Genomic DNA, 12,086 nt, shown 5'->3' on the forward strand with positions numbered 1-12,086 from the left:
GTCGTCGGCGCGCTGTAGAGACCCCTTTAACCGCAGGCCCGATCAATATAGCGCGGGACCGTCGGATCGTCGGCGGGCACCTGTGCACAAAAGCGGGCGAAGTGCTCGCTGTTCTTGGCCTGCAGGTAACTGACCAGGCGCTCGGCGCCGCCTTGTTCAACCAGTCGCTGATAGGTGCCGCGCTTGCGACCGATATAGCTGATGCTGGCCACCTCGATATCCTGGATAGCCCAGGTACCGTCTTTGCGTAACAAGGGCAACCTCAGTGGCAGCGGCGGCAGCCAGTTTTTGTCCACGATGGCGTGGATGTAGCCCGCCTGGCTATGTTCCCTGACGGTGATCGTGTCGGGTTCAACGTGCACTGTCACATCCCGCAGCTCGCTGCCATCGCCCGCTCCCGCCAGCACCTCGAATACATACCGCGTGAGTGTGTCAGCCAGGGCCTCCTGCAGTTGTTCCTTCTCCCGGGGGCTTAACAGCCTGTAGTGTTGGGCGCCCAACAGGCCCTCCAGCATGACCTCCAGGTCCCAGTGCTCCAGCAGCGGCAAAACGACGCGATTATGGATACGCTCCACCACAGCCGGATCCTCAACAGCAGGGCCATCAAGAGCCGACCGCATCGCCTGCGCCTCAGCCCAGAGTGCGGCAAAGGCCCGGGAGATATCCTCGGCACCGGGCTCGGAGACCGGCACCGCCGGGTCGGCTCGCCCCGGGCTATCGGCCAGCCCCGGATTACCGGCCAGTACCAGCCAGCAGACCACAGCAGCGGCAACAAAGGCGCGTATGCTCATGCACCCTCTTCGGTAGCGGGCTTGTCTTCAGTTCTCCAATAATGCCGCAGCAAAACTATCAGAACCGCCAGCATGCCACCCAGCAGGGTACCGATAACACAGATCAGGGCGCGCTGGGGCTTGGCTTTCTGCTCCGGTACCACGGCGGGGTCTATGGTTTTGAACGCGTACTCGGGGCGCACATTGGCCATCATCACCGTTTCGGTCTGCGACTGGATCAACTGGAAAAACATGGACTGCAATTCGGCCAGGGATGTTGCCCTCACCTGCTCCCGCAGGTAGGCAATGGATTGTTCGGCTTCCTCCACATCCTGGGTGCGCAGGGTGGCATTAATGTCCTCCACCAGCCAGGTTACCCACTGCTGGGCCACGATGGGGGACAAGTGGTCTATGGCCACGGTGATAAACCCGGATTTGGTATCCTCACTAACCGTGAGAATTTCCTGGAACGCCCTGTAGGCCTCCTGGTCACTGGGAGCCGCCTGTTTCGGTGGGTCCACTTCCCGCACCCACTCGTCGCTCTCCACATCGAACAGCGCCGGATCAAGCTTCAGCTCGCCGCTGCTCTGGTTCCAGGACTCCGCCGCCATCAGCGGCGCCAGCAGATCGCGCCGGTCAATAAAATCAGCGAGGAAAACGCGGGATTGCATGATCTTCAGTCCCATGTCGGTCTTGCTGGTCTCACCACCACCGGGCAGGGACACGCCTGCCAGGCTGGCCAGGCCGCCGTAACGTTCCATCATGGAGCTGAGCCCGCCACCGGAGGACTCTGCCGGTGCCAGCAGCGCCTCCGCACGGTAGATGTTGGGCTGCCACAGGGCAAACAGCACGGCAATCACCGCAGCAATCGCGGTAATACCGATAATCAGCCACTTGCCGGCCCAGAGCACACCGAACAGCTCGCGCAGGTCGATTTCGTCATCAGCGTAATCCGCCGGGTAGCCGTAGGCCGGCCCGGCCATGCCCTGGGAGCTGGCTGGGGATGTATTGCTTGGCGGTATGGTCATGCGTAACTCCCTACAGCCTGGCGACAGCGGCGATGGAAACAAGGCCCTGATAGATGATCTGGGTGACATCGCGCCACACGGCCAGGCTCTCCTTGTAGGTACTGTCTACCGGCACCACAATGGTATCGCCCGCTTCCAGGGCAGTACCCTGGCTGGCAAAGCGCCACAGCTGTCGCTGCGGGTTCCGGACCTCGCCATTGGCCTTGACGATATAGATCTCCTGGCTGTCCGCGCGGTTGGTAAGGCCAGCCGACAGGCTCAGATAATCCTGCAGGCTCAGGTTCCGCTTGAGATTGTGGGTACCCTGGCGTCGCACTTCACCAATCACCGTAACGGTACTGGTGCGCCTGGGAATATGCAGGGCATCACCGTCGGTCACGTTGATATCCGCGGTGGTGTCACCAGCCAGGGCGACCGGCAGATCAATGAGCATTCGGCCCTTGCCCTCAAAGTTGCGCAGCTGATCGGTTATTTCCTGCACTTCGGCCAGCGAGGTAGTGTTCTGCTCCTGCGTGAGCAGGCTGCTGGCCACACTGCGCTGGATGCTTTCGGCAAATTCCCGGGCGCGGGCGGTCTCCTGCTCGGCCACGATCTCACGGGTAAATACCGCGCCTTCCAGAAAGCCTTCACTCGCTATGCCGCCGGCGCGAGCAATCACATCGCTGAGGGTCTCCCCGGGCTGAATCAGGTATTCGCCCGGAAACACTACCTCGCCGCTGATGTTGATACTGTCAGTAGGGCTCCAGTCAGGGATTTCCCGTACCGTGAGGTGGTCGCGGGACTTGAGCCCCGGGCTGGAGGCCTCCACCAGGGCCGTTACCAGATCAATTTCCCGGTAGCGTGCCTGGATATTGCCCCCGTCCATTTCGGTCAGGGTGCGCAATTCCGCAAAGCCCAGGAAGGCGGAGTCTTTCAGCCCACCGGCCGCGCGCACCAGTTGCGCCACGGTAGTGCTGTTTACCAGGGGGTAGGTCCCCGGGGCCTTCACCGCACCGGATACGGACACCAGGCTCACCGGTTCCATGTCCCGCGCCTGGGCGCGCAGTTTCCGCACGACCGGCTGCAGCAATACCTCGCGGGATGACTCCAGCACACCGGGCCGACTTGATTCTTCGCTCTCTTCCCTATCACCGGCTGGTAACAGGTCCTCTGAATCCGTTGATATTTGCTGGTAACCCCGGTCGACATCGCCGGCAATGTCGGCCAGCTCGGGCAGTGAGAAAATCAGCACCTGGTCGCGCGCCTGCAGCAGCGGGTCTGCGGCCGAACCGGATTCGCTGATCGCCTGACCCGGCTGGAACTGCAGGATGTCGATATCCTGGCGGGCGTTGATAATGCGCACTATCAATGCATACTCGAGGTCCACAAAGGGCAGCGTGTCACGCGCCACGTCACCCAGCAGGTCCGAGACACGCAGGCCCTCGCGCCAGCCATAGTTACCGGGACGATAGACGGCGCCTCGCAGTTCCACCGAATTCGCCAGGGCGTCGCCACTTTCCTTTACCAGCAGGACATCGCCGGGCACCGCCTTGCGAGCAAGGGTGGCGGGCTTGCCGAGATCGAGCGTAATGGCATCCACCAGGCCGCCAGTCGCGGACTGGCGCCGTAATATCGCCGCGGCGGCATACGCCTCCCGGGTCAGGCCGCCGGCCATACGCAGAACGTCCGCCATGGTCTCGCTGCCTGCAAGCTCATAGAGCATGGGGCGCTTGACCTCCCCCTGCACTTCCACCAGGCCATCGAAGGGCGGCACAAACACCACGTCGCCCGCCTGCAGGCGAATGTCCTTGCTGGCGTCGCCGCGCAACAGCAGGTCATAGGTATCGAATGTGGCCACGGTAACGCCACTGCGCTTCACCTGTATATTGCGCAAGGTCCCGATATCGGTGACCCCGCCCGCCTGGAACAGGGCCTGGGTGATGGTGGTGAGCGCGGAGACCGAGAAGGCACCGGGCACGGACACTTCACCGGCCATGAAGATGCCAATCGCACGCAAGCGACCCATGGAGACCACGCTCTCAACACCGATCAACTGCTGCTGTACCCTGGTTTGAATAAGTTCACGCGCGTCTTCGAAGGTCAGCCCCGACAGCGTGATCGTACCCAGCTTGGGGAAGTTGACCTCACCATTGCGGCCAATCTGCAACTGGTACTCGGCATTCTCGGTACCGAACAACTGCACCATCAGCTGATCGCCAACACCGAGGCGGTAAGTGCCGGGCACGGGCGCATCATCGGTGGGGGCAAAGGTGCTCACTTCCTGGTCAAACAGGGCGCGACCATAGCGTTCGGTTTTTCCATCAGGGTCGCTGGGCCGCTGGGGTGCAACAGCCTTGTCGGTGGCGGGCTTGCTGGGTACCAGCTCTTCAATGGGCTGGCCCAGTGTCGGGGATGTTGCGGAACCACCGTTGCCGAGCTGGCTTAGAACCGAGTCGACATCGACGCCGTATTGCCGCGCCAGGCTCTCCTGCTGTGACTTGGGCAGGTTGCGGAATTGCTCCACCATCTGCGGTGACAGGGTTTGTGCCATCGCCGGCAGGGCGGCTGCCCACAGTGCCAGGCAACACACTGCCAGCCAGCTGCGTCGGTGCGCCCGCGGTTGATCCGGGTGGCTGCCACCCTGTTGCCATGCCGTGTTCATCACTCTGTTCCCCTCGGTCACACCTGGTTATAAGTGCCGTGAGCCCCTGTAGGGCTCCTGCCGGCTTATATTTGTTGCTAACGCGCCTGGTTCGGTCCCAGCAGCACGATAAACTGGCCGCGGTCGTTGATTACCTGTTCCACACGCACAATGCCACCCCCGGCATTGATATCGATTCTGTTGCGATAGGGCTCGCGGCCCTCGCAATCCTGGATAAAGCGTTTGCCACCGTCTTCCAGTGGCTGCGATTGCCAAGGCTGGCACTGGTGGGTTACCGCCCGGGCGCCGCTGCTGATGATACGTGCTCCCTCGTGGCCGTGAATATCGATCTCGCGATCCAGGGGGCCCAACTCAACAACACGGCTGATGGTCCACCCGTCAAATACCAGCAGATCGCCCTGCTGGTTACTGAACAGGGTGTCACCACCGTGCCTTACCGCCAGTAAATTGGTGCTGTAGCCGCCCAAACGGGCTTGCCAGCGATACGCCTGCAGTGCGTCATCATCGGCCTGGAATGCCTGCAACAATGCGCTTCCCTGGCGGGATGACACGGTACAGGCCGCCAGCAGGCAGGTGGTGAGTATCAGCAACACAAGGCGGCTGCAATGTTTCATGGGCTTATCCTGTCACCGGCCTGGCTGAAGACATCAAAGCGGGCACCGCGCAGGTCCCACCAGATATTACCGCTGTGGTTTTCCAGGCGTTGGCCGCCGTCGCGCTGGATCGGTCGTATGCGAGTGGCGTAGGCACTGCGGGTTCTGTTACCGAACAGGCCGTCCAGTGGGATTCGAAAAAACATGCCCTTGTCAAAACTGCCTTCACCAAAATCCTCGGAGGATACGTCGGTAAAAGTCGCCCACAGGCCGACCATCCAGCCATTAGTAAACGTGCGGCGCAGCTCCACTGTGGCGCCAACGTCTTTTGCCAGATAACGGCCCGCATGCACCGCCACATCGTAATTGTAAAACGGTGTGGCCCAATAGGCACTTAAAAATGCAGTGGTTGTCTCGTAATCCAGGTGATCGAAGCTCTTGTCAAAGTCACGCTGGCGCACCCGGTTGGCGGAAACCCCAAAGGCAAACCGCGACTGCACAGGCTGGTATAACACTTCGCCACCCACACCGCTGTACATCTCCTCGAGCACACCGCCGAACATCCGGTAATGGAGCACCGGGGACAGGCTGCCGCGCTTCTCGAGAAACAGGGAATCGAGCCCATTATCCCCTTGCTGAAGGTATTTGACCACATCCGAACGTACCCGGGGCAACACCGAGTCCGATTGACGCCTGCTCTCATCAAAGGTGTTGTGGATATCAAAGGCATAGGAACCGCGCAGTGCCCAGTTGCGGGGCAATGCCAGTTCGGCACCCACCGCGAGGTAAAACTGGTACCGCAGCGGATCGTCCGGATCGAACAGCTGGACCCGGTTGTTGACGTTGATCTCGAAATTCACCTTGCGGGTGACAAAATTGGTCTGGTGCTGGGGATTTTCCAGGGCGCGACCGGGCAGCACCCGCAGGTTCTGGCTGGCAAGGTCGGTGCCCTGCCAGTAACTGCTGGAGGGGCGCAGTGCGCTCAGGGTATGCACCCGGTGGCCGTTTTCCTCGATCACCAGCTGCAGGGAGCGCACCGATGGCGGCAGGTGCAGATCGACCAGGGCCATGGCCTTTGCGGCGGCATCGGCCCAAAGCACATGGTCTTCGTTGCCGATCACCAGCACCGCGGTCTGGGTGAGCTTGTCAATCCGCGCCTCTATCAACAGCAGACCCGAGCGCTCCATGTCGTATAGAAGGCGGTCGTACCACAATCTGGGATTCAGGCCTTCCGGCATCTCATCCGGCGCCATGGTGGCACTGGATACAAACACTTCGGTCTGCCGCTGGGGCGGTTCGGCGGTGGTATCCATCCGTGCCGCCAGGGCAAGGCCCCAGGTTTCGTCGTGCTGGCGGGAAAGCGTCAGCTCCACCCCCGGCAGCGCCTGCCAGGCCAGGCCAAAGGTCCAGGGGCTGGGCGGCGCCGGCACGCCGCGCCGCGCATCAAACTCGTACTGGTCGGGGTTGTACTCGATGATTGCCTTGAGTGGCCAGCGCTCGAAGTGGTAACTGGCACCGCCGAACACACCGACCTCCTCGCCACTAAAAAAGGTGTCGAAATTGACCTCGCCACCGGTGCCGTCGTCGCTTCGTTCACGCTGTTCGAAGCGGTCATCCACATAGGTGAGGGGGTTGGTGGCAACGCCCTTGTCGGCCAGGCGCCCCCAGCCCAGGCCCAGGGTGAAGTCGAGGTTGCCTATCTGCTTCGAGGCCACCACATATTCGGACCCGAATACACCCGTGCCCACGGCATCCCGTATACCCACGGCGACCTGGGGCAGTAGCCACCGCTCTCGCCACAGCCGGGCCTTGATCTCGTAATTTCGGTCCCAGAAGAAAAAGTCGTTAAAACCCGTATAGCGGAACGTACCTTCCAGCCAGGGAGTGGCCTGGTAAGTGAGCATGTAGGATTCGGTGCGCTCTTCGAAGGCGACCGAGGTGGTGAAGGTACCGTCCGCCTGCATCCGGGCGGTGGGGATATCGATGAGGCCCGTGGTGCCGTAGTCCGAGGCCGCACTACCCTGGCAGAAGCACGCGAACAGTAGTGCAGAAACCCCTGGCCAGGCCACAAGCGATGCATTGATACGAGAAACGGGGCGCCGAAGCGCCCCGCCGGGCCACAGGAGCATAAGGACTTTCTATCTTGGTGGTGGTACTGGCTACAGTAGTGAGTGGTACCGGATCAGTTGGTACCGGTGGTGCCAGTGGTACCGGTGGTGCCGGTCCCCGGCGTACCATTCGTACCGGTGGTCGTAGTTGTGGTAGTTCCGTCTGTGGGCTCGTCGTCATCGTCGTCTTCATCACGCTGATCAACGCCGTCACTGCTGAAGGCACCGGATGCACCGGCAATCGCCACTACGCCAACCAGGCCTGCGGCCACTGCGTCTGCAGGTGACATGCCGGAGATGTCACCGGCTGCTGCCTCGTCGCTCTCTTCGGACTGCGCAAAGGCAGCGCTCGAAAGAATCATGGCCGATGAAAGAGCAACCGCAATTGAAGTTCGCTTGAATGACATTTTTCTACCCCTGTTAATCTTTGGATTTTTGTGCTTGTTGCAGATCTGATGCGGCTCGCGTCGCCTTGACTGAGCAAAACGTCTGTGAATACCCATCAAAAAAGACTGCAATATGCTCTGTATGAGGATACTGTCGTTTTTACCCCAAAAGTGCAAGCACGAGATGAGGTTTGGGCGTAATAGTCGCCGCGCCGGGCATGGCCTTAAAACTGTCCCCGGCGGCAAAAGCTGCGCGCCCGGAGAGGATCATCACGGCTGTTTGACGCTTTCCAGGGTTTTGGTGATCGCAGCCACCGCCGAACCGATATTACTCAGCTCCGCCGGCAATATCATGGTGTTGTTGGTCTTGGCCAGTTTGCCGAATTCGTGCACGTACTGCTCGGCAACCCGCAGTGCCACCGCATCCTTGCCCCCGGCGGTATTGATCGCCTCGGCGACATCGCGCAGGCCATCGGCGGTGGCTTTGGCAATCAGGCCGATCTCCGTGGCCTTACCTTCCGCTTCATTGATCTGGCGCATCTTGTCCGCTTCCGAAAGATTGATCATTTCCTGCTTCATGCCCTCGGAGACATTGATCTTGGACTGGCGCTCGCCCTCGGACTGGGCCACCACCGCGCGGCGCTCGCGCTCGGCGCGCATCTGCTTCTCCAGGGCGTCGAGAATCGTCGCCGGCAATTCGATATCGGCGATCTCGTAGCGCATCACCTTCACACCCCAGGGTTTGGCGGCCTCGTCCAGCACTTCCACGACCTTCTGGTTAATGGATTCGCGCTCCTCGAAGGTCTTGTCCAGGTCGATCTTGCCAATCACCGAACGCAGCGTGGTCTGGGCCAGCTGCATGGCGGCGTAACTGTAATCCTGGATGCCGTAACTGGCCTGCTTGGGATCAACCACCTGCAGGTACAGCACGCCGTCCACCACAATCTGGATGTTGTCCCGGGTCACACAGGCCTGGCGCGGTACGTCGAGGGCATTTTCCTTGAGCGTGTGACGGTAGGCGATGCGGTCCACGAAGGGAATCAGCAGATGAAAGCCGGCTTCCAGCGTTTTGGCGTACTTACCCAGACGCTCCACCACAAAGGCGGAGCGCTGGGGGACAATCCGCGCCGTTTTGGCCACGGTAATAATGACGAGGACGAGAAACGCCAGTGAGATAAGTGTTGCGATTTCCATGTGTTGCTTCCGATGTGAGTTTAAGTCCGTTTAAGCGTCGGGCGGTGTTGCCGCGACCTGCAACAGGATGCCACTGTGGCTCAGTACCCAGGCACTGTCGCCTGCTTTGAGCACATCACTGGATTCGGCATCCCACTTGGCGCCGTTGAGCTGCACATGGCCGGTGCCCTGCTCGAAGTCAGTGAGCACCTTGACCCGCTTGCCCGTTAGCTCGATGTTGTCGGGGTTTGTGTTTTGCGCGTTTGTTTCCTCGCCCTGCAGCCAACGCCTGAAATGCTGCCTCAGCCCGAACAGGGTGCCGACACTGATCAGCGCAAACAGCAGCAACTGCACCGCCAGGCTGTCAACCAGCCCCACCAGGGTTAACACCCCCACTATTAATGCGCCAATCCCGAAGAACACTGCGACCATCCCCGGCGCAAAAAACTCCGACACCAACAGCACCAGGCCCAGGAGCAGCCAGAAGGCATAGCCGTTGATCAAAAGGGGTTCGAGCATGTTGCGAGCCTTTGGTTGTAAGGGCTGGGGTCAGGTCTCGCATTGTTGCATAAGGCGGGGGGTCAGGTCTCGCATTGTTGAGGGATGGGGTCAGGGGAGATGGTCAGGTCTCGCATTGTAGCATTTGCGATTAGCCAGGTTGCCAAGAGTAAGGCGCAACTAACAAATGCTACGATGCGAGATCTGGCCCCGCAACCTGGATACTGGTGACGACGCGGAGGGCTTTGTGGACGGCGGCCTCGGTGGTGTCGTCGCGGGCGAGCGCGACGCCCAGGCGGCGCTCACCCCGGACCTCGGGCTTGCCGAACAGGCGCAGGTCTGTGTCGGACTCGGCAAGGGCGGCATCCAGGTTGCCGTAGCGCATATCGGTGGAATTGCCCGCCACCAGCAAAACGGCGGAAGCAGAAGGGCCGTACTGGCGTATCAAGGGAACCGGCAGGCCGAGTATTGCCCGGGCGTGCAGCGCGAACTGCGACAGGTTCTGTGAAATCAGCGTCACCAGGCCGGTGTCATGTGGCCGCGGTGACACCTCGCTGAAATAGACGGCATCGCCCTTGACGAACAATTCCACACCAAAGAGGCCGCAGCCGCCCAGGGCCTTAGTCACCGCCCCCGCTATGCGCCGCGCCTCTGCCAACGCGGCATCACTCATGAGCTGGGGCTGCCAGGACTCCCGGTAATCGCCCCTCTCCTGCCGATGGCCGATCGGCTCGCAGAAACTGGTGCCGTCGCGATGGCGCACCGTCAGCAAGGTAATTTCGTAGTCAAAATCCACAAAACCTTCAACGATCAGCTTCCCGGCACCCGTGCGACCACCGGACTGGGCGTACTCCCAGGCGGAATCGATATCATCTGCCGTCCTGACCGTACTCTGGCCCTTGCCTGATGAGGACATGATCGGCTTGATTACACAGGGCCGCCCGATGGCCTCCACCGCAGCCAGGTATTCTTCCCGCGTTTCGGCAAAGCGGTAAGGCGAGGTGGCCAGACCCAGCTCTTCCGCCGCCAGGCGACGGATACCTTCGCGGTTCATGGTGAGTTGGGCCGCGCGCGCCGACGGCACAACCTGCCAGCCTTCCGCTTCCAGTTTCACCAGTTCAGCCGTGGCAATCGCTTCTATTTCCGGCACGATCAACTGTGGCCGCTCCAGCTCCACCAGCGCGCGCAAAGCCTGGTCATCGAGCATGTTAATGACATGGCTGCGATGGGCGATTTGCATGGCGGGCGCATTGGCGTAGCGATCGACGGCGATCACCTCACAGCCCAAACGCATCAGCTCAATAGCGACTTCCTTGCCAAGTTCACCGCTGCCGAGAAGCATCACACGCGTTGCGTCGGGGGTGAATGGCGTGCCGATTGTGGTCATTGATGGTGCTCCGGATCGGAATCAAAAGCGCCATCTTATCATCCCGAAGCGCTGCTCGGCAGCGGGCAGGTATGGTTCAGTCAGGCTGTATGGGTCAAAAACCAAACTTGTGCTGGGTCGGGGATGATTCGGCAACAGCGAGTGGGTGAGTAGCCCGGCTGGTTTGTTCCAGGCTGGATAAACTCAGGCCCAGCAATCGCACCCCCTGCGGCACGGGCAACAGGCTCGCCAGGATCGCGTGCGCCAGTGCAGAGAAGTCCTGCCTGGTCGCAATACCGGTTGCTACCGAGCGCGCCCGGGTGATCTGCTGGAAGTCCGCATACTTCACCTTCAGGGTAAGGGTGCGCCCACTGGCATTGTTTTTCTCTATCCGGGACCAGACGAGGTCAATGATGTGTTCCAGGGCGGTTACCAGGGCGTTATCGTCGTGAAGGTCCTCAGTGTAGGTGCGTTCCCCACCGATGGATTTGCGAAGTCGGTCCACGCGAACCGGCCTGTCATCCTCTCCCCGACACGCCCCGTAAAGATAATCGGCGGATTTTCCGAAATGGGTCTGGAGAAACGCCAGACCCTTCTCGCGCAGATCCGCACCGGTGTGGATACCCAGGGCCGCCATCCGCTCCGCGGTTCTGGGGCCCACGCCATAGAACCTGCGCGCCGGCAGTGTGGCAGCGAAGTCGGCGCCTTCATGGGGACGGACCACGAACATACCATCCGGCTTGTTCTGGTCCGAAGCGACCTTGGCCAGGAATTTGTTGTAGCTGACGCCGGCGCTGGCGGTGAGGCCAGTCTCTGCCCTGATCTCCTCGCGGATGAGCATGGCCACCTGGGTCGCGCTGCCGATGCCCTGTTTGTCACGGGTCACATCCAGGTACGCTTCATCCAGCGATAGCGGCTCTATCAAGTCACTGTGGCGGGCGAATATCTGCCGGATCTGACGGGAAACCTCCCGGTAGACCTCAAAGCGTGGCCTGACGAATTGCAACTGCGGACACCGCCGTTTCGCCGTCACCGAGGGCATGGCAGAGCGCACCCCGAAAACCCGCGCCTCGTAACTGGCCGCGGCCACCACCCCGCGTTGCTCCGAACCGCCCACGGCAACCGGTTTGCCGCGCAGTTCCGGATTGTCGCGCTGCTCGACGCTGGCAAAGAAAGCATCCATATCGATGTGGATGATTTTGCGTTGTGGTGTTGGGGGTGTGGGCATTGGGTGGGGCTGGGGGTCACAGTGAAGGGCTGGGGTCAGGTCTCGCATTGTAGCATTCGGAGCGTGAGATGGGACTGAGATAGAGTCCGTTACTGCGTAGGGGCGGAGCCCGCGCTATTGCTATCGGAAATCAAACGGTCGTACATTAACGTCGAAGCAGGCGACTTTACGGATATGTATGAAACTGAACAGCAGGACTGGACTCAAAACCCGGAAATAAAAGGATCAGGTTAATCACATTGAGCACACTAGTGCTACAAAGCGAGACCTCGTATCTTGACGATGTCGTTCCAAC

The 12,086-nt window shown here is 60.8% G+C and carries 10 protein-coding genes; all 10 read right to left on the bottom strand.

The window, feature by feature from the left end; all coding sequences use genetic code 11:
- Nucleotides 1-26: 26 nt before the first annotated feature.
- The 10 genes from CWI75_RS15765 to dinB all read right to left on the bottom strand — a co-directional run bounded on the left by CWI75_RS15765 (nt 27) and on the right by dinB (nt 11,791).
- Nucleotides 27-791, bottom strand: coding sequence for an ABC transporter substrate-binding protein (locus CWI75_RS15765; RefSeq protein WP_101522484.1), 765 nt, complete (start codon nt 789-791; stop codon nt 27-29).
- On the bottom strand, nt 788-1,798 hold the full coding sequence (locus CWI75_RS15770; protein WP_241521260.1) for a Wzz/FepE/Etk N-terminal domain-containing protein: 1,011 nt from the start codon (nt 1,796-1,798) through the stop codon (nt 788-790). The genes CWI75_RS15765 and CWI75_RS15770 overlap by 4 nt, the downstream gene beginning before the upstream one ends.
- 10 nt (nt 1,799-1,808) lie before the next feature.
- Nucleotides 1,809-4,439 (bottom strand): SLBB domain-containing protein, encoded by a 2,631-nt coding sequence (locus CWI75_RS15775; protein ID WP_101522485.1) that lies wholly within the window; start codon nt 4,437-4,439, stop codon nt 1,809-1,811.
- 77 nt (nt 4,440-4,516) lie between these two features.
- Nucleotides 4,517-5,053 carry a hypothetical protein gene (locus CWI75_RS15780; RefSeq protein ID WP_101522486.1) on the bottom strand — a complete coding sequence of 179 codons (537 nt, stop codon included), beginning with the start codon at nt 5,051-5,053 and terminating at the stop codon, nt 4,517-4,519.
- Nucleotides 5,050-7,161 carry a YjbH domain-containing protein gene (locus tag CWI75_RS15785; protein ID WP_101522487.1) on the bottom strand — a complete coding sequence of 704 codons (2,112 nt, stop codon included), beginning with the start codon at nt 7,159-7,161 and terminating at the stop codon, nt 5,050-5,052. The genes CWI75_RS15780 and CWI75_RS15785 overlap by 4 nt, the downstream gene beginning before the upstream one ends.
- Nucleotides 7,162-7,214: 53 nt before the next feature.
- On the bottom strand, nt 7,215-7,547 hold the full coding sequence (locus CWI75_RS18355; protein WP_155523016.1) for a hypothetical protein: 333 nt from the start codon (nt 7,545-7,547) through the stop codon (nt 7,215-7,217).
- Nucleotides 7,548-7,796: 249 nt separating this feature from the next.
- Entirely contained in the window at nt 7,797-8,720 is a 924-nt protein-coding gene (locus CWI75_RS15790; protein ID WP_101522488.1) for an SPFH domain-containing protein, read from the bottom strand.
- A 30-nt stretch (nt 8,721-8,750) separates the two neighbouring features.
- Nucleotides 8,751-9,218 (bottom strand): NfeD family protein, encoded by a 468-nt coding sequence (locus CWI75_RS15795; protein ID WP_101522489.1) that lies wholly within the window; start codon nt 9,216-9,218, stop codon nt 8,751-8,753.
- A gap of 169 nt (nt 9,219-9,387) precedes the next feature.
- Nucleotides 9,388-10,584, bottom strand: coding sequence for a formate-dependent phosphoribosylglycinamide formyltransferase (purT, locus tag CWI75_RS15800; RefSeq protein WP_101522490.1), 1,197 nt, complete (start codon nt 10,582-10,584; stop codon nt 9,388-9,390).
- A 94-nt stretch (nt 10,585-10,678) separates the two neighbouring features.
- Nucleotides 10,679-11,791 (bottom strand): DNA polymerase IV, encoded by a 1,113-nt coding sequence (gene dinB / locus CWI75_RS15805; protein ID WP_101522491.1) that lies wholly within the window; start codon nt 11,789-11,791, stop codon nt 10,679-10,681.
- Nucleotides 11,792-12,086 lie beyond the last annotated feature (295 nt).

Origin of the sequence: Kineobactrum sediminis, from assembly GCF_002868715.1 — a bacterium.
GTDB lineage: Bacteria > Pseudomonadota > Gammaproteobacteria > Pseudomonadales > Halieaceae > Kineobactrum > Kineobactrum sediminis.